At 32.4% G+C, this 24,603-nt stretch carries 36 protein-coding genes; 33 read left to right on the top strand and 3 right to left on the bottom strand.

Annotated features, from left to right (window positions below; translation table 11 throughout):
- Positions 1–4: 4 nt before the first annotated feature.
- The 27 genes from rpsS (at position 5) to VK164_RS07650 (ending at position 15,314) form a co-directional block, all read left to right on the top strand.
- Entirely contained in the window at positions 5–283 is a 279-nt protein-coding gene (gene rpsS, locus VK164_RS07780; RefSeq protein WP_073583326.1) for a 30S ribosomal protein S19, read from the top strand.
- Between the two features lie 9 nt (positions 284–292).
- Positions 293–703, top strand: coding sequence for a 50S ribosomal protein L22 (gene rplV, locus VK164_RS07775; protein ID WP_324208799.1), 411 nt, complete (start codon positions 293–295; stop codon positions 701–703).
- Positions 704–711: 8 nt separating this feature from the next.
- Positions 712–1,443, top strand: coding sequence for a 30S ribosomal protein S3 (gene rpsC / locus VK164_RS07770; protein WP_026725638.1), 732 nt, complete (start codon positions 712–714; stop codon positions 1,441–1,443).
- Positions 1,444–1,462: 19 nt separating this feature from the next.
- On the top strand, positions 1,463–1,882 hold the full coding sequence (rplP, locus tag VK164_RS07765; RefSeq protein ID WP_008254483.1) for a 50S ribosomal protein L16: 420 nt from the start codon (positions 1,463–1,465) through the stop codon (positions 1,880–1,882).
- 12 nt (positions 1,883–1,894) lie between these two features.
- Complete coding sequence (gene rpmC / locus VK164_RS07760; protein ID WP_008254482.1) at positions 1,895–2,086, top strand: 50S ribosomal protein L29; 192 nt, start codon at positions 1,895–1,897, stop codon at positions 2,084–2,086.
- Between the two features lie 18 nt (positions 2,087–2,104).
- On the top strand, positions 2,105–2,362 hold the full coding sequence (gene rpsQ, locus VK164_RS07755) for a 30S ribosomal protein S17 (protein ID WP_026725636.1): 258 nt from the start codon (positions 2,105–2,107) through the stop codon (positions 2,360–2,362).
- Between the two features lie 2 nt (positions 2,363–2,364).
- Positions 2,365–2,733 (top strand): 50S ribosomal protein L14, encoded by a 369-nt coding sequence (rplN, locus tag VK164_RS07750; protein ID WP_007803649.1) that lies wholly within the window; start codon positions 2,365–2,367, stop codon positions 2,731–2,733.
- An 11-nt stretch (positions 2,734–2,744) separates the two neighbouring features.
- Entirely contained in the window at positions 2,745–3,059 is a 315-nt protein-coding gene (gene rplX, locus VK164_RS07745) for a 50S ribosomal protein L24 (protein WP_153200734.1), read from the top strand.
- 2 nt (positions 3,060–3,061) lie between these two features.
- Positions 3,062–3,613 carry a 50S ribosomal protein L5 gene (rplE, locus tag VK164_RS07740; RefSeq protein WP_324208798.1) on the top strand — a complete coding sequence of 184 codons (552 nt, stop codon included), beginning with the start codon at positions 3,062–3,064 and terminating at the stop codon, positions 3,611–3,613.
- A gap of 3 nt (positions 3,614–3,616) precedes the next feature.
- Positions 3,617–3,886, top strand: a complete 270-nt coding sequence (rpsN, locus tag VK164_RS07735; RefSeq protein ID WP_008254474.1) for a 30S ribosomal protein S14 — start codon at positions 3,617–3,619, stop codon at positions 3,884–3,886.
- A gap of 104 nt (positions 3,887–3,990) precedes the next feature.
- Positions 3,991–4,389 (top strand): 30S ribosomal protein S8, encoded by a 399-nt coding sequence (gene rpsH / locus VK164_RS07730; protein ID WP_166237022.1) that lies wholly within the window; start codon positions 3,991–3,993, stop codon positions 4,387–4,389.
- Positions 4,390–4,405: 16 nt separating this feature from the next.
- Positions 4,406–4,948 (top strand): 50S ribosomal protein L6, encoded by a 543-nt coding sequence (rplF, locus tag VK164_RS07725; protein ID WP_324208797.1) that lies wholly within the window; start codon positions 4,406–4,408, stop codon positions 4,946–4,948.
- An 11-nt stretch (positions 4,949–4,959) separates the two neighbouring features.
- Positions 4,960–5,310, top strand: coding sequence for a 50S ribosomal protein L18 (gene rplR / locus VK164_RS07720; protein WP_073583312.1), 351 nt, complete (start codon positions 4,960–4,962; stop codon positions 5,308–5,310).
- 6 nt (positions 5,311–5,316) lie between these two features.
- Positions 5,317–5,841, top strand: coding sequence for a 30S ribosomal protein S5 (gene rpsE / locus VK164_RS07715; RefSeq protein ID WP_166237024.1), 525 nt, complete (start codon positions 5,317–5,319; stop codon positions 5,839–5,841).
- Between the two features lie 13 nt (positions 5,842–5,854).
- Positions 5,855–6,037, top strand: a complete 183-nt coding sequence (gene rpmD, locus VK164_RS07710; protein ID WP_166237025.1) for a 50S ribosomal protein L30 — start codon at positions 5,855–5,857, stop codon at positions 6,035–6,037.
- A 12-nt stretch (positions 6,038–6,049) separates the two neighbouring features.
- The gene (rplO, locus tag VK164_RS07705) at positions 6,050–6,502 is read left to right on the top strand and encodes a 50S ribosomal protein L15 (protein WP_166237026.1); all 453 of its coding nucleotides are present in this window, start codon (positions 6,050–6,052) and stop codon (positions 6,500–6,502) included.
- 13 nt (positions 6,503–6,515) lie between these two features.
- Positions 6,516–7,862: a preprotein translocase subunit SecY gene (secY, locus tag VK164_RS07700; protein WP_324208796.1), complete on the top strand. Its 1,347-nt coding sequence runs from the start codon at positions 6,516–6,518 to the stop codon at positions 7,860–7,862.
- Between the two features lie 5 nt (positions 7,863–7,867).
- The gene (gene infA / locus VK164_RS07695) at positions 7,868–8,083 is read left to right on the top strand and encodes a translation initiation factor IF-1 (protein WP_014387717.1); all 216 of its coding nucleotides are present in this window, start codon (positions 7,868–7,870) and stop codon (positions 8,081–8,083) included.
- A 10-nt stretch (positions 8,084–8,093) separates the two neighbouring features.
- Positions 8,094–8,210 carry a type B 50S ribosomal protein L36 gene (gene ykgO / locus VK164_RS07690; protein WP_002987490.1) on the top strand — a complete coding sequence of 39 codons (117 nt, stop codon included), beginning with the start codon at positions 8,094–8,096 and terminating at the stop codon, positions 8,208–8,210.
- A gap of 2 nt (positions 8,211–8,212) precedes the next feature.
- A complete protein-coding gene (gene rpsM, locus VK164_RS07685; RefSeq protein WP_008254460.1) occupies positions 8,213–8,587 on the top strand; it encodes a 30S ribosomal protein S13 in 375 nt (124 codons plus the stop codon).
- Between the two features lie 11 nt (positions 8,588–8,598).
- A complete protein-coding gene (gene rpsK / locus VK164_RS07680) occupies positions 8,599–8,982 on the top strand; it encodes a 30S ribosomal protein S11 (RefSeq protein ID WP_008254446.1) in 384 nt (127 codons plus the stop codon).
- An 84-nt stretch (positions 8,983–9,066) separates the two neighbouring features.
- Positions 9,067–9,672, top strand: coding sequence for a 30S ribosomal protein S4 (gene rpsD / locus VK164_RS07675; protein WP_324208795.1), 606 nt, complete (start codon positions 9,067–9,069; stop codon positions 9,670–9,672).
- A 21-nt stretch (positions 9,673–9,693) separates the two neighbouring features.
- On the top strand, positions 9,694–10,686 hold the full coding sequence (locus tag VK164_RS07670) for a DNA-directed RNA polymerase subunit alpha (RefSeq protein WP_324208794.1): 993 nt from the start codon (positions 9,694–9,696) through the stop codon (positions 10,684–10,686).
- Between the two features lie 61 nt (positions 10,687–10,747).
- Positions 10,748–11,230, top strand: a complete 483-nt coding sequence (gene rplQ / locus VK164_RS07665; protein WP_324208793.1) for a 50S ribosomal protein L17 — start codon at positions 10,748–10,750, stop codon at positions 11,228–11,230.
- A 132-nt stretch (positions 11,231–11,362) separates the two neighbouring features.
- The gene (gene carA, locus VK164_RS07660) at positions 11,363–12,472 is read left to right on the top strand and encodes a glutamine-hydrolyzing carbamoyl-phosphate synthase small subunit (protein ID WP_324208792.1); all 1,110 of its coding nucleotides are present in this window, start codon (positions 11,363–11,365) and stop codon (positions 12,470–12,472) included.
- A 99-nt stretch (positions 12,473–12,571) separates the two neighbouring features.
- A complete protein-coding gene (gene eno / locus VK164_RS07655; RefSeq protein WP_324208791.1) occupies positions 12,572–13,867 on the top strand; it encodes a phosphopyruvate hydratase in 1,296 nt (431 codons plus the stop codon).
- 163 nt (positions 13,868–14,030) lie between these two features.
- Entirely contained in the window at positions 14,031–15,314 is a 1,284-nt protein-coding gene (locus VK164_RS07650) for a citrate synthase (protein WP_324208790.1), read from the top strand.
- A gap of 54 nt (positions 15,315–15,368) precedes the next feature.
- Here VK164_RS07650 and VK164_RS07645 read toward each other — a convergent pair whose 3' ends face one another.
- Positions 15,369–15,734 carry a hypothetical protein gene (locus VK164_RS07645; RefSeq protein ID WP_324208789.1) on the bottom strand — a complete coding sequence of 122 codons (366 nt, stop codon included), beginning with the start codon at positions 15,732–15,734 and terminating at the stop codon, positions 15,369–15,371.
- A 163-nt stretch (positions 15,735–15,897) separates the two neighbouring features.
- Here VK164_RS07645 and VK164_RS07640 point away from each other — a divergent pair, with 163 nt between their 5' ends.
- Both VK164_RS07640 and ctlX read left to right on the top strand, forming a co-directional pair.
- The gene (locus VK164_RS07640; RefSeq protein ID WP_324208788.1) at positions 15,898–16,812 is read left to right on the top strand and encodes a dimethylarginine dimethylaminohydrolase family protein; all 915 of its coding nucleotides are present in this window, start codon (positions 15,898–15,900) and stop codon (positions 16,810–16,812) included.
- Positions 16,813–16,888: 76 nt separating this feature from the next.
- The gene (gene ctlX, locus VK164_RS07635; protein WP_324208787.1) at positions 16,889–17,824 is read left to right on the top strand and encodes a citrulline utilization hydrolase CtlX; all 936 of its coding nucleotides are present in this window, start codon (positions 16,889–16,891) and stop codon (positions 17,822–17,824) included.
- A gap of 76 nt (positions 17,825–17,900) precedes the next feature.
- Here ctlX and VK164_RS07630 read toward each other — a convergent pair whose 3' ends face one another.
- Entirely contained in the window at positions 17,901–18,542 is a 642-nt protein-coding gene (locus VK164_RS07630) for a MarC family NAAT transporter (RefSeq protein ID WP_166237037.1), read from the bottom strand.
- A gap of 110 nt (positions 18,543–18,652) precedes the next feature.
- Here VK164_RS07630 and VK164_RS07625 point away from each other — a divergent pair, with 110 nt between their 5' ends.
- Positions 18,653–19,009 (top strand): CoA-binding protein, encoded by a 357-nt coding sequence (locus VK164_RS07625; protein WP_324208786.1) that lies wholly within the window; start codon positions 18,653–18,655, stop codon positions 19,007–19,009.
- Here the strand turns inward: VK164_RS07625 and VK164_RS07620 are convergent.
- Entirely contained in the window at positions 19,006–20,502 is a 1,497-nt protein-coding gene (locus tag VK164_RS07620) for a sodium:solute symporter (RefSeq protein WP_324208785.1), read from the bottom strand. The two genes, VK164_RS07625 and VK164_RS07620, sit on opposite strands and share 4 nt — an antisense overlap.
- 90 nt (positions 20,503–20,592) lie before the next feature.
- Between VK164_RS07620 and recR the strand changes: the two genes are divergently transcribed.
- The 3 genes from recR to VK164_RS07605 all read left to right on the top strand — a co-directional run bounded on the left by recR (position 20,593) and on the right by VK164_RS07605 (position 24,599).
- A complete protein-coding gene (gene recR / locus VK164_RS07615; RefSeq protein WP_324208784.1) occupies positions 20,593–21,210 on the top strand; it encodes a recombination mediator RecR in 618 nt (205 codons plus the stop codon).
- Between the two features lie 140 nt (positions 21,211–21,350).
- Entirely contained in the window at positions 21,351–22,136 is a 786-nt protein-coding gene (locus VK164_RS07610; RefSeq protein ID WP_324208783.1) for a polysaccharide biosynthesis/export family protein, read from the top strand.
- A 6-nt stretch (positions 22,137–22,142) separates the two neighbouring features.
- A complete protein-coding gene (locus VK164_RS07605) occupies positions 22,143–24,599 on the top strand; it encodes a polysaccharide biosynthesis tyrosine autokinase (protein ID WP_324208782.1) in 2,457 nt (818 codons plus the stop codon).
- Positions 24,600–24,603 lie beyond the last annotated feature (4 nt).

Raw genomic sequence — 24,603 nt, 5'->3', positions numbered from 1 at the left:
AGACATGGCACGTTCATTAAAAAAAGGACCATTCGTTCATTATAAATTAGAGAAGAAAGTTCAAGAAAATATCGCAGGTGGTAATAAAGGTGTTGTTAAGACTTGGTCTAGAGCATCAATGATTACTCCGGATTTTGTTGGACAAACAATCGCAGTTCACAATGGTCGTCAGTTTGTACCAGTTTACGTTACAGAAAACATGGTAGGACACAAATTAGGAGAGTTTTCACCAACAAGATCTTTTAGAGGTCATGCTGGGGCTAAAAATAAAGGTAAAAAATAATAGGAAGCTATGGGAGTTCGTAAAAGAGAAAGAGCAGAGCAGACTAAGGAAGCAAAAAAACAAGTTGCTTTTGCTAAATTAAATAACTGTCCAACTTCACCTAGAAAAATGCGTTTAGTAGCAGATTTAGTAAGAGGTCAGAAAGTTGAATTAGCTCTTAATATATTAAGATTTAGTCAAAAAGAAGCTTCAAGAAAATTAGAGAAATTGTTATTATCTGCCATAAATAATTATGTACAGAAAAACGAAGATGCTAATTTAGAAGAAGCAGGCTTATTTGTAAAAACGATTACAGTAGATGGTGGTATGATGTTAAAAAGACTTCGTCCAGCTCCACAAGGTCGTGCACACAGAATTAGAAAGCGTTCTAACCACGTAACAATCGTGTTAGGATCAAATAATAACATACAAAGCAATTAATAAACAGTATGGGACAAAAGACAAATCCAATCGGAAATAGACTTGGTATCATCAGAGGATGGGACTCAAACTGGTATGGAGGTAATGACTACGGTGATAAAATCGCTGAAGATTACAAAATCAGAAAGTATATCCATGCACGTTTATCTAAAGCTAGTGTATCAAAAATAATTATCGAAAGAACTTTAAAACTTGTAACCGTTACTATCACTACTGCTAGACCTGGTATTATTATCGGAAAAGGTGGTCAAGAGGTAGACAAGTTAAAAGAAGAACTTAAGAAAATTACAGACAAGGAAGTTCAAATTAACATCTTTGAAATTAAAAGACCTGAGCTTGATGCTTACTTAGTAGGAACAAGTATTGCTCGTCAAATTGAAAGTAGAATTTCATACAGAAGAGCAATTAAAATGGCTATTGCTGCTGCAATGCGTATGAACGCAGAAGGTATCAAAGTTCAAATTTCTGGTCGTTTGAATGGTGCTGAAATGGCACGTTCGGAAAACTTCAAAGAAGGTAGAATTCCTTTGTCAACTTTCAGAGCTGATATCGATTATTCATTAGCTGAAGCGCATACTACTTATGGTAGAATGGGTATCAAAGTATGGATAATGAAAGGTGAGGTTTATGGAAAAAGAGATCTTTCTCCGTTAGTAGGAATGGACAAACAAAAGTCTAAACCTTCAGGATCTTCTGCTCCAAAAAGAGATGGTAAACCAAACGCACGCAAAAGAAAGTAATTATTTAAACTAAAGAAAAATGTTACAGCCTAAAAGAACAAAATACCGTAAGGTACAGAAAGGTAGAATGAAAGGCGTTTCTCAAAGAGGACACGAGCTTTCAAATGGAATGTTTGGTATCAAATCTTTAGATTCTTCATTTATTACTTCTCGTCAAATTGAAGCAGCTCGTATCGCAGCAACACGTTTCATGAAAAGAGAGGGTCAATTATGGATCAAAATATTTCCAGATAAGCCTATTACAAAGAAACCATTAGAAGTACGTATGGGTAAAGGTAAAGGTGCAGTTGAGTATTGGGCTGCAGTTGTTAAACCTGGTAAAATTATGTTTGAAGTTGGAGGAGTGCCTCTATCAGTTGCAAAAGAAGCTTTACGCTTAGCAGCTCAAAAACTTCCTGTTAAAACTAAGTTTATCGTTGCTAGAGATTTCGAAGCATAATCAAAATTTATTATGAAACAATCAGAAATTAAAAATCTATCTGCAGCTGAGTTACAAGAACAACTTAGTCAGTTAAAGAAAACGTATACCGACCTAAAAAATGCTCATGCAATTTCGCCAATCCAAAATCCTCTTCAATTAAGAGGCTTGAGAAGATCAGTTGCGAGATTACATACAGAGTTAACTAAAAGAGAGTTACAATAATTGTACACTAGCTGAAAGATGGAAAAAAGAAATTTAAGAAAAGAGAGAATTGGTGTGGTGACTTCAAACAAAATGGAGAAATCTATTGTTGTGTCACAAACTACAAAAGTTAAACACCCATTATACGGTAAGTTCGTGTTAAAAACTAAAAAATATGTTGCACACGACGAAACAAACGATTGTAATATTGGAGATACTGTAAGAATTATGGAGACACGTCCATTAAGTAAATCTAAATGTTGGAGATTAGTTGAAATCATTGAAAGAGCTAAGTAATTATGGTACAACAAGAGTCAAGATTAAAAGTAGCAGATAACACAGGAGCGAAAGAAGTTCTTACGATCCGTGTTTTAGGAGGAACGAAACGTCGTTATGCCTCTGTTGGTGACAAAATTGTAGTTTCAATTAAAGATGCTACTCCAAACGGAAACGTTAAAAAAGGAGCTGTATCGACTGCAGTTGTTGTACGTACCAAAAAAGAAGTGAGAAGAGCTGATGGATCTTACATCCGTTTTGACGATAACGCATGTGTATTGTTAAACGCTGCAGGTGAAATGAGAGGAACTCGTGTTTTTGGTCCAGTTGCCAGAGAACTTCGTGAAAAACAATTCATGAAAATTGTATCATTAGCACCAGAAGTGCTTTAATTCTTATACAAATGATAAAGCTAAAAATAAAATCAGGAGATATCGTAAGAGTTATTGCTGGAGACCATAAAGGTTCTGAAGGTAAAATTGTACGCGTTCTTCGTGAAAAAAACAAAGCGATTGTTGAAGGAGTTAACATGGTTTCAAAACACACAAAACCAAGTGCAAAAAACCCTCAAGGAGGAATCGTTAAGAAAGAAGCTCCTATTCATGTGTCTAACTTGTCTTTGATTGACCCTAAGTCAAAAGAAGTAACGAAAGTTGGTTTCAAACAAGAAGGAGACAAGAAAGTGAGATTTTCAAAAAAATCTAATCAAGTACTATAGTTATGGCATATATTCCTAGACTAAAAGAAGAATATAAGAGCAGAGTAATTGCTGCTCTTACAGAAGAATTCGGTTACAAAAATGTTATGCAAGTTCCTAAACTTGAAAAAATTGTTGTAAGCCGTGGAGTTGGTGCAGCTGTATCTGACAAAAAGTTAGTTGATTATGCTGTTGAAGAGATGACAAAAATTACTGGGCAAAAAGCAGTTGCTACTATCTCTAAAAAAGACGTTGCGTCTTTCAAATTGAGAAAAGGTATGCCAATTGGTGCTAAAGTAACTTTGCGTGGAGAAAGAATGTATGAATTTTTAGATAGATTGATTACATCATCTTTGCCACGTGTTAGAGATTTTAATGGAATTAAATCTACTGGTTTTGACGGAAGAGGAAATTATAACTTAGGTGTTTTAGAGCAAATCATTTTCCCAGAAATTGATATTGACAAAGTAAACAAAATATCTGGTTTTGATATCACTTTTGTAACGTCTGCTCAAACAGATAAAGAAGCAAAATCATTATTAGCGGAATTAGGATTACCTTTTAAAAAGAATTAAGATATGGCTAAAGAATCAATGAAAGCCCGTGAGGTAAAGAGACAAGCAGTTGTTGACAAATATGCAGAAAAAAGAAAAGCGCTTAAAGCTGCTGGAGATTTTGAAGCATTACAAAAATTACCTAAAAATGCATCTCCAGTACGTTTGCACAATCGTTGTAAATTAACAGGTAGACCAAGAGGGTATATGCGTCAGTTCGGTCTTTCTCGTGTTACATTCCGTGAAATGGCTAACCAAGGATTAATTCCAGGTGTTAAAAAAGCATCTTGGTAATTTGAAATAAAGTTATTACTTTTGCAATCCAAAAAATAATTTAACTGGTTAAAGGTTCAATCCGCTGAGGGCGGATTGAAAACCATAACCGCAAATATATACATATGTATACAGATCCAATTGCCGATTATCTTACGAGAGTTAGAAATGCAGTGAGAGCCAACCATAAAGTGGTTGAAATTCCAGCTTCTAACATGAAGAAAGAAATCACAAAGATTTTATTCGATCAAGGATATATCTTAAGTTACAAATTTGAAGATAACTCTGTTCAGGGTTCAATCAAAATTGCTCTTAAATATGATAAAGACACAAAAGAGTCTGTTATCAAAGATATCCAAAGAATTAGTAAACCAGGTTTACGTAAATATGCAAGTTCAGCTAACTTACCTAGAATCTTAAATGGTTTAGGTATTGCTATTGTTTCTACATCAAAAGGATTGATGACCGGAAAACAAGCTAAGCAATTAAATGTTGGTGGAGAAGTAATTTGTTACGTATATTAATAATAAAGACGAGACAATGTCAAGAATAGGTAAAAATCCAATTGCAATTCCAGCAGGAGTAACTGTAGAAGTTAAAGATGCTGTAGTTACAGTTAAAGGAAAATTAGGCGAGCTTACTCAAGAATTTTCTGATGTAACAGTAAAAATCGAAGATAACAATGTTATCGTTGAGCGTTCATCAGATTATAAAGATGAGAGAGCGAAACACGGACTTTATCGTTCATTAATCAACAACATGATTGTTGGTGTTTCTGAAGGTTTTACAAAAGAATTAGAATTAGTTGGAGTAGGTTATAGAGCTTCTAATCAAGGTCAAAAACTTGATTTAGCTTTAGGATTTTCTCACAATATCGTTCTAGAAGTTGTAAAAGAAGTTACTGTTGAAACAGTTTCAGAAAAAGGTAAAAACCCGATAGTGAAATTATCATCATTCGACAAACAATTATTAGGTCAAGTAGCTGCGAAGATCAGAGGTTTCCGCAAACCTGAACCATATAAAGGAAAAGGAGTTAAGTTTGTAGGAGAAGAACTAAGAAGAAAAGCAGGTAAATCAGCTTAAAAATTAAGACTATGTCATTAACGAAATCTGAAAGAAGACAAAGAATTAAGTTCAGAATCAGAAAGATTGTAAGCGGAACTGCTGCTCAACCAAGACTTTCTGTATTCAGAAGTAATAAAGAAATCTATGCGCAAATCATAGACGACGTAAACGGTACAACTTTAGTTGCAGCTTCATCGAGAGATAAAGGTGTTGCTCAAGGAACTGCTGTTGAAACTGCAAAAGCAGTTGGTAAATTAGTTGCTGAAAAAGCACTTAAAGCAGGTATTTCAACAATCTCTTTTGATAGAGGTGGGTATTTATACCATGGACGTGTGAAATCATTAGCTGAAGGAGCTAGAGAAGCTGGACTTAAATTCTAAGAAATTATGTATCATAATTATAAAAACGTAGAGATTGTAAAACCAGGAGGTCTTGAATTAAAAGATCGTTTGGTGAGTGTAAATCGTGTTACTAAAGTTACTAAAGGAGGTAGAGCATTTGGTTTCTCTGCTATCGTAGTAGTTGGTGATGAAAACGGTGTGGTAGGTCATGGATTAGGAAAATCTAAAGATGTTTCTGAAGCTATTGCTAAAGCAGTAGAAGATGCAAAGAAAAATCTAGTTAGAATTCCTCTACATGGTCAATCTGTACCTCATGAACAAAAAGGTAAATTTGGTGGAGCAAGAGTATTTTTAATGCCTGCTTCTCATGGTACTGGAGTAATTGCTGGTGGTGCGGTTCGTGCCGTATTAGAATCAGTAGGCATTCATGATGTATTATCTAAATCACAAGGTTCGTCAAACCCTCATAATGTAGTAAAAGCAACTTTTGATGCTTTATTACAAATGAGAAGCGCTGTAACTATTGCGAAACAAAGAGGAGTATCTTTAGAAAAAGTATTCAAAGGTTAATTAACAGGAAATCATGGCAAAATTATTAGTAAAACAAGTAAGAAGTAAAATCAATTGTCCTCTTGATCAAAAGAGAACTTTGGAAGCTTTAGGTCTTCGTAAAATGGGACAAGTTGTTGAGCATGATGCAAATCCTGCTATCCTTGGAATGGTAAATAAAGTTAAACACTTAGTTTCTGTTGAAGAAACTAAATAACACTATACAGTTATGAATTTAAGTAACTTACAACCAGCTGAAGGTTCAGTTCACAACCAAAATAAAAGAGTAGGTAGAGGAGAAGGTTCTGGTAAAGGTGGTACCGCTGCACGTGGACACAAAGGAGCTAAGTCTCGTTCTGGGTATTCTAAGAAAATTGGTTTTGAAGGTGGTCAAATGCCACTTCAAAGACGTGTGCCTAAGTTTGGTTTCAAGAATATTAATAGAGTAGAATATCAAGGTATTAATCTTGATTCATTACAATTATTAGTAGAAAACGGAGTAGTTACAGATACAGTTGATTTTACTGTATATGTTGATACGCGTTTGGCTACAAAAAATAGCTTAGTAAAGATTTTAGGAAGAGGTGAGCTAAAAACAAAACTTAAAGTAAGTGCTCACAAATTTACTGCATCTGCTAAAGCGGCAATTGAAGCTGCTGGTGGAGAAGCTGTAACTTTATAATCCTTTTAGTAAAATGAAGAAATTTATAGAATCATTCATCAACGTTTGGAAAATTGAAGAGTTAAAAAATAGAATTTTATTAACTCTTGGATTGTTATTGGTGTATCGTTTTGGTGCGCAAGTAACTCTTCCTGGAATTGATGCTACTAAATTGACAAATCTTACAAACCAAACTAATGAAGGTATTGGATGGTTAATTAATGTATTTACAGGAGGTGCGTTTTCGCAGGCTTCTGTATTTGCATTGGGTATCATGCCATATATTTCAGCTTCCATTGTAGTTCAATTAATGGGAATTGCAGTGCCATATTTGCAAAAATTACAAAAAGACGGAGAGAGTGGTAGAAAGAAAATTAACCAAATTACAAGATGGTTAACGATCTTAATTACTTTAGTTCAAGGTCCAGGTTATATTTATAACTTATACAACACATTGCCAGGTGAGGCATTTATGTTAGGAGCCGGTTCTTTCCCATTCTTATTTTCTTCTGTACTAATTTTAGTTACAGGAACAATTTTTGCAATGTGGTTAGGAGAGAAAATTACCGACAAAGGTATTGGTAATGGTATATCTTTATTGATAATGGTTGGTATTATTGCTAGAATGCCTCAAGCATTTATTCAAGAGTTTTCATCTAGAACAACACAAGCAAATGGTGGTGTGATGATGATTGTTATCGAATTAATACTTTGGTTCTTAGTAATTATAGCATGTATTTTATTAGTAATGGCTGTAAGAAAAATTCCAGTACAATACGCTAGACGTACAGTTTCTGGAGATTTTGAACAAGACATGATGGGAGGAAACAGACAGTTTATTCCTTTGAAGTTAAATGCATCAGGTGTTATGCCTATCATTTTTGCTCAAGCGATTATGTTTATTCCAGCTGCAGTTTCAGGTTTGTCAAAATCTGATAGTGCACTTTCATTAGCAGCAATGTTTAATGATCCATTTGGTTTGGTATATAATATTGTTTTTGCTTTGTTAATTGTAATTTTTACGTACTTTTACACCGCAATTACTGTACCAACAAATAAAATGGCCGATGATTTAAAAAGAAGTGGTGGTTTTATACCAGGTGTTAAACCTGGAGTTGAAACAGGAGATTACCTAGATAAAATAATGTCATTAATAACTTTCCCAGGTTCGTTATTTCTTGCTTTAATCGCTGTGTTCCCAGCTATAGCAGTAAGTTTACTTGGTGTGCAAGGTGCTTGGGGTTATTTTTATGGAGGTACTTCTTTATTAATCATGGTTGGAGTTGCAATAGATACTATTCAACAAATAAATTCTTATTTATTGAATAAACACTATGATGGTTTGATGAAAAGTGGTAAAAATAGAAAAGCATTAGCTTAATTTTTATGGCAAAACAATCAGCAATAGAACAAGACGGAACAATTGTAGAGGCATTGTCAAATGCTATGTTTCGTGTAGAGTTAGAAAACGGACACGTTGTAATTGCTCATATATCTGGTAAAATGCGTATGCATTATATAAAATTATTACCAGGTGACAAGGTAAAACTTGAAATGAGTCCTTACGATTTGTCTAAAGCAAGAATTACTTATAGATACTAAAGCTATTAAAATGAAAGTAAGAGCATCAGTTAAAAAGAGAAGTGCCGAGTGCATTATTGTACGTAGAAAAGGAAGATTATACGTTATTAACAAAAAGAATCCTAGATTTAAACAAAGACAAGGATAATTATGGCAAGAATTGCAGGGGTAGATATACCTAAACAAAAAAGAGGAATCATTGCTTTAACATACATATTTGGTATTGGTAAAAGCAGAGCTAAAGATATTTTAGCTAAAGCTCAAGTGAGCGAAGACAAAAAAGTTCAAGATTGGAATGACGACGAGATCGGAGCAATCCGTGATGCTGTTTCATATTTCAAAATTGAAGGAGAATTGCGTTCTGAAATTCAATTAAACATCAAACGTTTAATGGATATTGGATGTCAAAGAGGTATTCGTCACAGAGCTGGACTTCCATTAAGAGGTCAAAGAACTAAAAACAACTCTAGAACTAGAAAAGGTAAGAGAAAAACTGTTGCTAACAAGAAAAAAGCAACTAAATAATAAGTAATAATATGGCTAAAGCAACTGCAAAAAAACGTAAAGTTATCGTTGAATCTTCGGGTGAAGCGCATATTAATGCTACTTTTAACAACATCATCATTTCTTTAACAAACAAGAAAGGTGAAGTAATTTCTTGGTCTTCAGCTGGTAAAATGGGCTTTAGAGGTTCTAAAAAGAATACTCCTTATGCAGCTCAAATGGCAGCAGAAGATTGTAGTAAAGTAGCTCTTGAAGCTGGACTAAAGAAAGTTAAAGTTTATGTGAAAGGTCCAGGTAATGGAAGAGAATCTGCAATCAGATCTATTCATAATTCTGGAGTTGAAGTTACAGAAATTATTGATGTAACTCCAATGCCACATAACGGATGTCGTCCTCCGAAAAGAAGAAGAGTATAATTTAAGTATAATATAGGTAGGTTTAAAATTATCGAAGGATATAGACCTGAATTCATAATTCCTACCTTTTTTAATTTTTTTAAAATGGCAAGATATACTGGTCCAAAAACTAAAATTGCTCGTAAATTTGGCGAAGCAATATTCGGAGAAGACAAAGCCTTCGAAAAAAGAAATTACCCTCCAGGGCAACATGGTTTAGCTAAAAAGAGAGGTAAAAAATCTGAATATGCAGTTCAGTTAATGGAAAAGCAAAAAGCGAAGTACACTTACGGAATTCTTGAAAAACAATTCAGAAATTTATTTAAAAAAGCATCTGCTGCTTCTGGAGTAACAGGTGAAATTTTACTTCAATTATGTGAAGCACGTTTAGATAATGTTGTTTACAGAATGGGTATTGCTCCTTCTCGTAGAGCTGCACGTCAAATCGTTGTTCACAGACATATCACTGTTAATGGTGAATTAGTAAACGTTCCTTCTTATCACTTAAAAGCTGGTGATAAAGTTGCTGTACGTGAAAAATCAAAATCTCTTGAAGCTATCGACCGTTCTTTATCTGCGTCTTCTCAAGTATATGAGTGGATTACATGGAACAATGATACTAAAGAAGGTACTTTTGTTTCTGTACCTCAAAGACTTCAAATTCCAGAAAATATTAAGGAACAACTAATCGTTGAGTTGTATAACAAATAATAATTGACATTAGTCGAAAATATGGCAATATTTAATTTTCAAAAGCCCGATAAAGTTATCATGATCGATTCTACGGATTTCGAAGGTAAATTTGAATTTAGACCTTTGGAACCTGGTTACGGATTGACTGTTGGTAATGCACTTAGAAGAGTTTTGCTTTCTTCTCTTGAAGGATATGCAATTACATCAGTAAGAATTGAAGGTGTAGAACATGAGTTCTCTACGATTTCTGGTGTGGTTGAAGATGTTACAGAAATTATCTTAAATCTTAAGCAAGTACGTTTCAAACGTCAAATAGAAGATATCGATAATGAATCTGTTTCTATTTCTCTTTCTGGAAAAGATAAAATTACTGCAGGTGATTTTCAAAAATTTATTTCTGGTTTCCAAGTTTTAAATCCAGATTTAGTTATCTGTAATTTAGATAGTAAAACAACTTTGAATATGGAGCTTTCTATCGAAAAAGGTAGAGGTTATGTTCCTGCAGAAGAGAACAAGAAATCAAATGCACCAATAGGAACAATTTTCACTGATTCAATTTACACACCTGTAAAGAATGTAAAATATTCTATTGAAAATTTCCGTGTGGAACAAAAAACAGATTATGAAAAATTAGTTTTTGAAATCATTACAGACGGTTCTATTCATCCTAAAGATGCATTAACTGAAGCAGCTAAAACGTTGATTCACCACTTTATGTTGTTTTCTGATGAGAGAATTACTCTTGAGGCAGATGAAATTGCTCAAACTGAGTCTTATGATGAAGAGTCACTTCATATGAGACAGTTGTTGAAAACTAAATTAGTTGATATGGACTTATCTGTTAGAGCATTAAATTGTTTAAAAGCGGCTGAAGTTGATACATTAGGTGATTTAGTATCTTTCAATAAGAATGACTTAATGAAGTTCCGTAATTTTGGTAAAAAATCATTAACTGAATTAGATGAGTTAGTGGCTAATAAAAACCTTACTTTCGGAATGGATTTAACTAAATATAAGCTAGATAAAGAATAATTGCTTCATATTTTGCGCTCCATTAAGGATTGATGCAAGATGAAGATAAATAATAGACGTCATGAGACACGGAAAAAAATTCAATCATTTAAGTAGACAAAAAGGACATAGAAGAGCTATGTTAGCTAATATGGCTTGTTCTTTAATCGAACATAAACGTATCAACACTACTGTTGCTAAAGCTAAAGCTTTAAAACAATTTGTTGAACCATTAGTTACAAAATCAAAAGAAGATACTACTCACAATCGTCGTACAGTTTTCTCTTATTTAAGAGATAAATATGCTGTGACAGAATTGTTCAGAGAAGTTGCTGCTAAAGTTGGTGACCGTCCAGGAGGATACACTCGTATCATCAAGTTAGGTAATCGTTTAGGAGATAACGCTGACATGGCAATGATTGAATTAGTAGACTTCAACACATTGTACAATGGTGGTAAAAAAGAAGTTAAGAAAACGACTCGTCGTGGTAAAGCTAAAAAAGCAGAAGGAACTCCTGAAGCTCCTGCAGCTGAAACTTCTGAAAATACTGAAGCTACAGAATAATCATGATAACATTCATGTAAAAATAATAAGGATAGACTTTTTTAAGTTTATCCTTTTTTTTTGGTTTTACGAATCAAACATTTTCTAAAAACAACTTTTATAACTAAATTTGCATCACAACAACACAACGCAATGAAATACAACAATCGTTCTAAAGCCGTTTTACTTCTTAAAGACGGAACCATTTTTCACGGAAAATCTATTGGAATTGAAGGTATAACCTTTGGTGAAGTCGCTTTTAATACCGGAACAACTGGTTATCAAGAAATTTTTACTGATCCATCATATTTCGGACAAATTATGGTTACAACCAATGCACACATAGGGAATTATGGTGTAAATGAGAAAGAAGTAGAATCTGATTCAGTTAAAATTTCTGGATTAGTTTGTAAAAATTTTAGTTTTAACTATTCACGTGAAGACGCTACTGAAAGTTTATTCGAATACTTAAATAAGCAAAATCTTATTGTAATTTCTGATGTTGATACAAGAGCATTGGTTAGTTATATTAGAGATAATGGAGCTATGAATGCTGTTATTTGTACAGATGGTACTCCAATCGCAGAATTAAAAGAAAGATTAGCGCAAGTTCCAGATATGAATGGTTTAGAATTGGCTTCAAAAGTTTCTACTACCGAACCTTATTTCTTTGGGAATGAATCAGCTAAATATAAGATTTCTGCTTTAGATTTGGGAATCAAAACTAATATTCTTCGCAATCTTGCAAAAAGAGATTGTTATATTAAAGTATTTCCATATAACGCTTCTTTTGAAGATTTGAAATCGTTTAATCCAGATGGATATTTCTTGTCTAATGGGCCTGGCGATCCAGAGCCTTTAGAAAGTGCACAAGAAGTAGCGCGTCATATTTTACACGAAAATAAACCTTTATTTGGAATTTGTTTAGGTCACCAAATCATTGGATTGGCCAATGGAATTTCAACTTATAAAATGTTTAACGGTCACAGAGGAATTAATCATCCTGTAAAGAATGTAATAACAGGTAAAGGTGAGATTACGTCTCAAAATCATGGTTTTGCTATTGTAAGAGAAGAATTGGATAAACATCCAGACTTCGAATTAACTCACGAACATTTGAATGACGGAACAGTTGCTGGAATGCGAATGAAATCTAAAAACTGTTTTTCAGTACAATATCATCCTGAAGCTAGTCCAGGCCCTCATGATTCTAGTTATTTGTTTGACCAATTTATCGACAATATTAAATCTTCATTCAACTAAAACGTTATCGTTTATAAGTTTTTTTAAATTCATAAAATAGTTCAATTTTAAGTTTTAAATTTGTTATTATTCGTAAAATACTAACTAAAAAAATATAAAATGAGTATAATTATAAAAGTACACGCAAGGCAAATTTTAGACTCTCGTGGAAACCCAACAATCGAAGTTGATGTAATTACAGAAAATGGAATTTTAGGAAGAGCGGCTGTTCCAAGTGGTGCTTCTACTGGTGAGCATGAAGCAGTTGAACTTCGTGATGGTGGTAAGGCTTATATGGGTAAAGGTGTTTTAAAAGCTGTTGAAAATGTAAATACAAAAATCGCAGAAGCGGTTGTGGGTATGTCTGTTTTTGAGCAAAATTTAATCGATAAAATAATGATTGAATTAGACGGAACTGCTAATAAATCTAATTTAGGTGCAAATGCTATTTTAGGTGTTTCTTTGGCAGCAGCAAAAGCTGCAGCTAATGAGTTGGGGATGCCTTTATATCGCTATGTAGGAGGTGTTTCTGCAAATACATTGCCGTTGCCAATGATGAATATCATTAATGGGGGGTCACATTCTGATGCTCCAATTGCGTTTCAAGAATTCATGATTATGCCAGTTAAGGCAAAAGATTTCACGCACGCTATGCAAATGGGAACTGAAATCTTCCACAATCTGAAAAAAGTATTACACGATAGACATTTATCTACTGCAGTAGGTGATGAAGGTGGATTTGCTCCAAATTTAGCTGGTGGAACAGAAGACGCTTTAGATTCAATCAAATTAGCAGTTACAAATGCTGGTTATACTTTTGGTGATGATGTAATGATTGCTTTAGATTGTGCCGCTTCAGAATTTTATGTAAACGGAAAATACGATTACACTAAATTTGAAGGTGAAACAGGAAAAATTAGAACTTCTGAAGAACAAGCTTCTTACTTAGCAGAATTATCAGAAAAATACCCAATTATTTCTATCGAAGATGGAATGTATGAAGACGATTGGGAAGGTTGGAAATTATTAACAGAGAAAATCGGAGATAAAGTTCAATTAGTTGGAGATGATTTATTCGTGACAAATGTTGAAAGATTGTCTCGCGGAATTAATCAATCGATTGCAAATTCAATCTTAATTAAAGTAAATCAAATAGGTACTTTAACTGAAACTATTGCAGCTGTAAACATGGCACATAACGCCGGATATACTTCAGTAATGTCACACCGTTCTGGAGAAACAGAGGATAATACCATTGCTGATTTAGCTGTTGCTTTAAACTGTGGACAAATTAAAACGGGTTCGGCTTCGCGTTCAGATCGTATGGCAAAATATAATCAATTATTGCGTATAGAAGAAGAATTAGCTGATGTAGCTTATTTTCCTGGTGTAAATGCCTTTAAAGTAAAAAGATAATTTTTTTCATAATATTTTAAAATCCTGTTATAATCCATTTATAGCAGGATTTTTTATGTATATTATTTAACCATAAATTATATAAAATTTCTTTATTGTTCGAGGATTATTTGTTAAATTCGCAAAATACATAAATATTTATCAAAAAATACATTATAATTATATGTCAAAAACTGCAATATTAGAGCTAGATGGCAAAAAGTATGAGTTTCCAGTTATAGTAGGAACTGAAAATGAGGTTGCTATCGATATCGACAAATTACGTAGTGCTTCTGGTGCTATTACTATCGATCCTGGATATAAAAATTCTGGGTCATGTACAAGTGAGATTACATTTTTAGATGGAGAAGAAGGAATCTTGCGTTACAGAGGATATTCAATAGAAGATTTAGCAGATAAAGCTGATTTTCTTGAAGTTTCTTATTTGTTGATTTTTGGAGAACTTCCAACGACTGCTCAGTTAGAAAAATTCGAAAATGACATTAGAAAATATACATTGGTTAGTGAAGAAATGAAGAACATCATTGATGGTTTTCCTAGAACAGCTCACCCAATGGGCGTTTTGGCGTCATTAACAAGTGCATTAACTGCTTTTAACCCAAAATCAGTTAATCCTCATAATGAAGCAGAAATGTACGATGCCGTTTGTAAAACTATGGGTAAATTCTTAGTTATTGCAACTTGGACTTACAGAAAAACTATGGGATTTCCATTAAATTATTATGATAACACAAAAGGTTATGTTGAAAATTTCATGCGTTTAATGTTTGAATTACCAACGGGACCATATAAAGTAGATAAAAAAGTAGTTGATGCTTTAGATAAATTATTCATTCTTCATGCAGATCATGAGCAAAATTGTTCAACATCAACAGTAAGAATTGTTGGTTCTTCTCATGCTGGTTTATTTGCTTCAATTTCTGCAGGTGTATCTGCACTATGGGGACCACTTCATGGAGGTGCTAATCAAGCGGTTCTAGAAATGTTACAAGAAATTCATGAAAATGGAGGAGATGTTGCAAAGTTTGTTCTAAAAGCTAAAGATAAAGATGATCCATTCCGTTTAATGGGATTTGGCCATAGAGTATATAAAAACTTTGATCCAAGAGCTACAATTATTAAAAAAGCAGCAGATGATGTGTTAGGAGCTTTAGATGTTCATGACCCATTACTAGAAATTGCAAAACAATTAGAAAAAGTAGCTTTAGAAGATGAATATTTTAAATCAAGAAATTTATATCCAAATGTAGATTTCTATTCAGGAATCATTTATCGTGCTATGGGAATTCCGGTTGAAATGTTTACAGTGTTATTTGCTATTGGTCGTTTACCAGGTTGGATTGCTCAATGGAAAGAAATGAGAGTTAATAAAGAACCTATCGGCCGTCCAAGACAAGTTTATACTGGACATCCATTGCGTCCTTTTAAAGAAGTGAAAGATAGATAATCAAATCATAAAAAAAACCCACTACTTGTAGTGGGTTTTTTTATGATTTTGAAATTATTCAGTTGGTTTTTCAGCTTCTTTATTATCTGTTAAGTCTTCCACTTTTTCTTCGGCTTTTTCAACTATGTTTTCAACAGCGTCTTTTGCTTGATGTGCCTTTTCTTCAATCCATTCAGTTGCATCTGCAACTTTTTCTTTAGCTGTTTCAACAAAATCTGCAACTTTTTCAGAAACGCCCATTTCATCTAATTTATGAGAAGCAGTTTCAGCAACATTTTCTACAGTTTCTTTAACGTCCACTGCAACTTCAGTTACTTTTTCCATCGCATTTTCTGCAACTTCGCTTAAATTTTCTTGTGCGCTTTCTGCTGTTTGTTTAGCTTTTCCAAAAAGAGAGCTAAAAAAATTTGATAATCCCATGATAATTTGATTTTTAAGTTCTTATCAAATGTAGTGAAAAATTATGAATTTCAAGAGGTTGAATATATGAAATAAAGCAATAATTGGCAATCACTATATCGTTTGCTTTTTCTATATTTGCCATATTAGCGAAACCAATAAACGCATTCAAAAAACTAAAGTTATGTTACAATTAAATGTAAAAAACGAAACGTCACGATTAAGGGCAGTGGTGTTAGGAACCGCTCTTAGTAATGGTCCAACACCTACAATAGAAGAAGCTTATGATCCAAAATCATTAGAACATATCAAAGCAGGTACTTATCCTATAGAGGTTGATATGGTTAAAGAAATGGAAGCTTTTAACGCTGTATTTCAAAAATATGATGTTAAAGTTTTTAGACCGCAAATAATTGAAAATTATAACCAAATTTTCGCTAGAGATATTGGATTTGTTATAGATGATATTTTTATTAAAGCAAATATTTTGCCTGATAGAGAGCGTGAATTAGATGCAATTCAGTATGTAATTGATCAGATTGACCCTAATAAGGTTGTACGACCACCTGAAGAAGTTCATATAGAAGGTGGTGATGTAATGCCTTGGAATGATTATATTTTTATTGGAACATATAAAGGTTCAGATTATAAAGATTATATAACTGCTAGAACCAATTGGCAAGGTGTGGATTATATAAAAACTTTGTTCCCAAATAAAATTGTGAAAGCATTTGACTTGGTCAAATCTAAAATAGAGCCGCGTGATAATGCTTTGCATTTAGATTGCTGCTTTCAACCAATAGGTACTAATAAAGGAATCATCTACAAAAGTGGTTTCCGCGAAGAAGCAGATTATATGTTTTTAGTGAATTTATTCGGAAAAGAGAATTTGTTTCACATCGAAAGAGAGGAAATGTATCATATGAATTCAAATGTGTTTTCAATTGCTCCTGATGTTGTAGTTTCTGAAAAGAATTTTACCAGATTAAATAATTGGCTTCGCGAAAACGGATTTACAGTTGAAGAAATTCCGTATGCAGAAATTGCAAAACAAGAAGGATTATTAAGATGCTCAACTTTACCATTAATTAGAGATTAAAAACTTTGTTTCAAGTTTAACGGTTCAAGTTGTGAAACCTGAAACATGAAATCTGAAACCATAAACAAAATATAACATGAACCAAACAACTAATTCCATATTAATGATTCGTCCGGTGGCATTCCGAATGAACGAACAAACGGCTGTAAATAATTATTATCAAAAGATATTAGATAATTTAACACCTGCTTCAGTAAATGCAAAAGCGCAAGAAGAGTTTGATGTTTTTGTTCAAAAATTAAGAATGATTGGATTAAATGTTGTGGTGGTTGAAGATACATTAAGTCCAGATACGCCAGATAGTATTTTTCCAAACAACTGGATTTCATTTCATGAAAATGGAGATGTGGTTTTATACCCAATGTTTGCCGAGAATCGACGATTAGAACGAAGAGAAGATGTATTAGATAGATTAGAAGAGGAAGGATTTGTAATCAATGAAATTATGGATTACACTTCGGCTGAAGAAGACGAAGTTTTCTTAGAAGGAACAGGAAGTATCGTTTTAGATAGAGCTAACGGGAAAGCATATTGTGCCTTATCGCCAAGAGCAGATGAAGAATTGTTTATCGAATTTTGTGAAGATTTTGAGTTTACACCTGTAATTTTTGAAGCATTTCAAACGGTCAATAGTGAAAGAAAACACATTTATCATACCAATGTAATCATGTGTGTAGGAGAAACATTTGCTGTTATTTGTGCCGATTGTATCGATGATAAAAAAGAGCGTAAAATGGTATTGGATAGCTTAAAAGGAGATGAAAAAGAAGTAATCTTAATTACAGAAGATCAGGTAAATAATTTTGCCGGAAACATGTTAGAAGTAAAAGGAACCGATGACAGAAGATATTTAATTATGAGTGCATCTGCACATCAAAGTTTGACTAAAAAGCAAATTGCACAATTAGAAGAGCATGTAACTATTGTAAGCTCAAGTTTAGATACCATTGAAGCTTGCGGTGGCGGAAGTGCACGTTGTATGATGGCAGAGGTTTTCTTGCCGAAAGAATAAAACTTATTTATCAAATACTTAAAATCCCAAATTCCAATCTCATTCGGAATTTGGGATTCTTTTTTAGATTCAAAAATTAAATTCCTCTTACAATACTCAAAACAGCGCTAATAATATATTGAATACCAATTGCAATCGTTAAAAAACCAATGATTCTAGAAATAGCAACAATTCCAGACGAACCTAAAATGTTTGCCAAATAGTGTGCACTTCTTAAAATAATATAGATTGCAAAAGCAACTGTTAAAATAGCAATGCAAGAACTTACAATTTCATAAGTTGAGATGACTTCACCACTTTCTTTTAGTTCTTGATAGTAGGCAATCAATAATGAAATAGATCCTGGTCCAGCCAGCATAGGCATTGCTAGTGGGGTTAATGCAATATCATGGCGATTTTCAACCTCTTTTTGTACCTTCTTATTAATTCCTTTGTTTTTACTGAAGTTTCCATTCAGTAACCCAAATCCAGAACTTGTAATGATTATTCCTCCAGCAATTCGAAGTGCAGTAATGGTTATGCCAAAAAAACTCAAGACATATTGACCAATAAAAAAGGAAATAATTAATATTATAAAAACATTAAAAGATGTCAATAAGGACACTTTGGATCGCTCGGCTTTGCTATAACCTTGTGTAAGTCCAACAAATATAGGAACAGTTCCAATTGGATTTAGAACAGAAAATAAAGCGGCAAATAGATAAATGAATATTTCCATAGTTTTTTTGCAAATGTAATAGCGATTTTTTTGTAGGGTATTAAAATAATGTAATTTCAAAGTTATACTTATTATTTTAATTTACTAAATTTATAGAAAATATTATTCATATGAAGACATTAGTATTAGGAGCCTCAACCAATAAAGAACGTTATTCATACAAAGCTATTCATAACTTAGTAGATAAGAGTCATCAAGTAGTAGCAATAGGTGCTAAAAAAGGAATGGCATTTGATATTCCAATTGAAACGGATAAAATAGGTTTTCGAGCAATTGATACTGTAACTATATATTTGAACCCAACTGCCCAAGAAGAATATTATGACTACGTTTTGTCATTAAAACCAAGACGTGTTATTTTTAATCCTGGAACCGAAAATCCAACTTTTTTCAAACTTCTTGAGGCAAATAATATTCAATATGAAGTAGCTTGTACTTTAGTATTATTAGCTACTAATCAATATTAAAACTTTGTTTGTCCAGTTGCTGGTTTACTGATTAAAAATAAACCTATAAAAGTAATTAATCCATTTACAATAATTAGTTCATTATCAAATATATAATCGCCAAATAAATGGGTAGAATAAGTGGATATTAAAAAGCAAACGGCAGGTGAAATCACACAAATGAGCGGAACTAACTTATCATTTACTGTTTTAGATTTTACAAATAATCCAAAAGCATATAATCCTAAAAGTGGTCCATAAGTATAAGATGCTATTTTAAAAATCATTTTAACCACAGAAGCATCATTGACAGTATTAAAAAATACAATTACTAAAAACATTAAAAGGGAAAAACCTAAATGAACAATATGTCTTTTACGAACAATATTTGGGCTGTTTAAATTTTCACTTTTATCCATGCCTAAAAAATCAACACAGAAAGAAGTGGTTAAGGCCGTTAATGCAGAATCGGTTGTAGCAAAAGTAGCCGCAGTTAATCCTAATAAAAAAACTATTGCAGGAATTAGTCCTAATGATTTTAAAGCAATTTCAGGAAATAAAAAATCGGTTCTAGCAACACCATCAACCATAGGAACTTGAATGCCGTTTTTTTCGGCAAATAAATAAAGTAGCGCTCCAACACTAAGGAAGAAAATATTGATAATTACAAAAATCCCTGTAAAGGTAAACATGTTTTTTTGTGCTTCGCCTATGGTGGCACAACTCAAATTCTTTTGCATCAAGTCTTGGTCAAGCCCAACCATAGCAATAGTTACAAAAATTCCACCTAAAACTTGTTTCCAAAAATAGTTTCCTTTTAAAAAATCTTCAAAAAAGAAGACTTTTGAATACTGACTTTCTTTTACAGTTTCAAAAGCTTGTAAAAAGCTTAAATCTAAACTTTTACAAATAAAAATAATGGTTAAAAATACTGAAGAAACCAAGAAGAAAGTTTGTAAAGTATCTGTAATAATAATTGTTTTTAATCCACCTCTATAAGTGTAAGCAAATATTAATGCTAATGAAATTAAAACGGTTAAAGAAAACGGAATTTTATAATAATCAAAAACATAACGTTGCAAAACAATAACCACTAAGTATAATCTGAATGCAGATCCAATAGTTCTACTAATTAAAAAAATGGATGCGGCCGTTTTGTAACTTACAATTCCTAAACGTTGTTCAATATAGCCGTAAATTGAAGTTAAATTCATGCGATAGTATAATGGCAATAGCACTTTAGCAATGATTAAAAAACCAATAGCATTTCCAAGAACAAACTGAAAATATTTGAATTGCAAATCAGGATTGCCTACTTCGCCAGGAACCGAAATGAAAGTTACACCAGATAATGCGGTTCCTATCATTCCAAAAGCAACTAAATACCATTTTGAGTTTTTATTTGCTTTAAAAAAAGCTTCATTTCCACTATCTTTTCTGCTTACAAAATGGGAGATGATAAATAATAAACCAAAGTAAATAATGATTAAAGATAAAATTGCAAATGGACTCATTTTTATACTAATTTTTGTTGGTGGCAATTTACATAAATAATCTTCAAAAAATCAAATTATCTAAACCTCAAAATTTGTTACTTTTGCATCATGGAATTGCCTTCAAAATTATTAGAAAATGCGGTCAACGAAATGTCTCAATTACCTGGAATTGGTAAAAGAACGGCATTACGATTTGTATTGCATCTATTAAAACAACCTATAGAGCAAACTGAAGAACTTACAATCGCACTAGCAAACATGCGAAAAGATATTCAGTTTTGCGAAAAGTGTCACACAATTTCTGATGCCGAAGTTTGTGCAATTTGTTCAAATCCTGCGAGAGATAAATCAATTATTTGTGTTGTTGAAGACGTTAGAGATGTAATGGCAATTGAAAACACAAATATGTTCAAAGGTGTTTATCATGTACTTGGTGGAAAAATTTCTCCAATTGAAGGAATTGGTCCAAGTCAACTAAAAATTACATCATTAGTAGAAAAAGTAAAAGAAGGAACTGTTTCTGAAATCATTTTTGCTTTGAGCTCAACAATGGAAGGTGACACAACAAATTTTTACATTTATAAACAAATCAAAGAGTATCAAATCAAAACTTCTACAATTGCACGCGGAATCGCTGTGGGTGACGAATTAGAGTATGCAGATGAAGTTACTTTAGGTAGAAGTTTGTTAAACAGAATTCCGTTTGAAACTTCTATCAAGCAATAATTGATGAAATTTACATCAAATTGTTATAATCACTTCGTTATTTTAATTGTAAAAACTATATTTGTTTCCTAAAATAGTGTAGGTTTTTTAGTTTTATAGCTAAGTAAAATAAATTCCCTAACTTATATGTTATTTATCTGATGAAAAAAATAATTGTTTTTGCTATAATTGCTTCTTTATTTGCGTCTTGTATTCCAAATAAAGATTTGGTTTATCTACAAAATAAAGGTTCGAATTCTAATTCAATTGAAGTAACTCAAGAAGCTTCAAAGCCATATCGAGTTCAAACAAACGATATTATTACCATTTCAATAAAAGCACTTGATCAAAAATTGGTCGATATGTTTAATCCGTCAGAATCAGGTTCGACAGAAACTTCTCAGCAAGGTTTGTACTTTAAAGGTTTTACAGTTGATGATCATGGGAATATTAGAATTCCAGTTTTAGGAGAATTAAATGTATTAGGTTTTACCTTAGATGAGATAAGACAAAAAGTCGAAAAACAATTATTAGACGAATATTTTAAAGCTGAAGCCAATATTTTTGTAACAGTTAAATTGGCAGGATTGCGTTATACTATCAATGGTGAAATAGGCTCTCCAGGAACAAATGTTTTATATCAAGATAGAGCGACTATCATGGAAGCAATTGCAAACTCAGGAGATATTACAATTACCGGAAATAAAAAAGAAGTTCAAATTATTAGAAAATTTCCGCATGGTTTTGAAACGCATTCTATAGATTTAACCGATGCAAAATCTATGAATTCTCCGTATTTTTATATTCAACCAAACGATTATATCATTGTTAAACCTTTGAAGCAAAAATCATGGGGAACAGGAACTACAGGAGTACAAACCGTAGCAACTATAGTTTCAGCACTTTCATTAGTAACTACTGCAATTCTGTTAAGCAAAAATCTATAATTAATTATGTTAGATACAAAAGATTTTAATTTTTTTGAGTCACAAAACAGCTTTGATTTTAAAGGATTTCTTTTAAAAATTTTAAGTTATTGGAAATGGTTTGTGTTGTCTTTGATAATAACTTTCTTAATTGCATACAATGTAAATATTAGAAAAGAGAAGATTTATGGAATGGAATCTTTAATTGTGGTTGAAGACCAAAATAATCCATTTTTTACTTCAAATACAAGTTTAGTTTTCAATTGGGGAGGAACATCAGATAAAGTGCAAACCATTATTACTTCTTTAAAATCTCGTTCACATAATGAAGTTGTTGTTGATAAATTGCAATATTACATCAAGTATTTAAGAAAAGGTAAATACTATTATCAAGATGCTTATGGAGAAGTTCCTTTCTATATAAAAATTGATAAAAGTAAGGGACAACTTTTTGCAAGACCCATCAAAGTCAAATTTGTTAGTCCAACTCAGTTTGAAATAAGTGTGGATTTTGAAGAAGCAACTTCGGTTCCGTTGATGCATTATGCTGATTTGTCTACAACTAATTTTGCTGTTGGAAATAAAGAATTTAAAAAAGTATTTAAAGTAGGAGAACAAATTAATCTTCCTTTTTTACATCTAAAAGTTGAAGTTAAACCTGAAGCATTTGATTATGTAAATGCAGAATATTATTTGCAATTTGATGATTTTAATGCTACTGTTGGTGCTTACAGAGGAATTGATGTGTCTGCAGATGTGAAAGCTTTGTCTGTTGTAAGACTGCAACTAGAAGGTTCAAATAAGTATAGATTGGTTGAATATTTAAACACAACAGTTGATGTTTTAAGAAAAAATCAATTAGACAGTAAAAATCTTTTTGCTAACAATACCATTAATTTTATTGACAGTACATTAGTTGAAATGGAAGGTCAAATAAAAGATGCAGAAGGCGAATTGAAGGCATTTAGAAAAGGTAAAAATGTTTTTGACTTAGAAGAGGAAGGTGGTTCAATGCTTTCTGAAAAGCTATCAACTTATGATATTCAAAAAGATGAAATTGACAGAAAAATTGCCTATTATAATCTCTTAAAGAATTATTTAGTCAAAAGTACAGATTATTCTAAATTACCTGCTCCAACTGTTGCTGGTATTGATGATCCAAATATTATTGGAAATGTTTCAAGATTAATTCAACTTTCTGCTGAACGCTCAAAAATGGCATATTCAGTAAAAAATAAAGGAATGTTTACTGATTTTGATGTGCAAATGGAAGCTGTTAAAAATGTGCTTCTAGAAAATATCGCTAGCTCAAAAAGTGCTTTGATGATTGATTTGTCAATTGTAAATAAAAACATAGGTCTTGCAGAAAGTCAAGCGAGTTTATTGCCAGAACAAAAACAAGAACATTTAAAAATTACTAGAAAATATAATTTAAAGGACAAAATTTATAGCACTTTTTTAGAAAAACGAAGCGAAGCAGAAATTGTAAAAGCAGCCAATATATCAGATATCAATTTTTTAGATAGAGCAAAAGATGTTGGAGGTGGTCTAAGAGGTCCAAAAACAAGTATTAATTACATCTTAGCGGCGCTTTTAGGTTTTTTAATTCCACTAGTAATTGTATTTATTATTACTCTTCTAGATAATAATATTAATAGTGTTGAAGATATTCAAAAATTAACAAAAATTCCTGTAATTGGGGTTATTGGAAAAAAGAATACGGATAATAATTTATCCGTTTTTGAAAAACCAAAATCGCCTTTGGCAGAATCATTTAGAGCAATTCGCTCTTCACTTCAGTTTTTGTATAAAAAACAACAAAAAGATGGAGCAAAAATACTAATGCTAACTTCATCTGTAAGTGGTGAAGGTAAAACATTTTGTTCAATTAATTTAGCCACTGTTTTTGCTTTAAGTGAAAAGAAAACAGTAATTGTTGGTTTAGATTTAAGAAAGCCAAGAATTTTTGGAGATTTTAATATTGATAACATAACCGGAGTTGTAAATTATCTTATTGGACAAAAAACAATAGATGAAGTTGTTCAAAAAACACATATTCCATTTTTAGATGTGATTCCTTCGGGACCAATCCCTCCTAATCCAGCTGAATTATTGATGGGAGAATCTATGGCGGAAATGATTGAAGAATTAAAGCAAAAATATGATTACATAATTTTGGATACTCCACCAGTTGGTTTGGTCTCTGACGCACTAGAATTAGCACATTTTTGTGATGCAACTCTTTATGTAACAAGACAGAGTTTTACTAAAAAAGGAATGTTAAGCGTTGTAAATGAAAAACATAAACGTGGTGAATTACACAATATTAGTGTCCTTTTCAATGGTTTTCAAAATAAAGCAAAATATGGCTACGGTTATGGTTATGGCTACGGTTATGGGTATGGAGCTTATGGAGAAGGTTATCATGACGATAAAATAGAACCAAAAGGATGGAAAAAAATCCTTGAGAAGTTTAAGAAATAAGATG

Source organism: Flavobacterium sp. (assembly GCF_035299005.1).
In the GTDB taxonomy this organism is placed as follows: domain Bacteria; phylum Bacteroidota; class Bacteroidia; order Flavobacteriales; family Flavobacteriaceae; genus Flavobacterium.
Note: the sequence above shows the minus strand (reverse complement) of the source record. Positions and strands in the feature narration are given on the sequence as shown.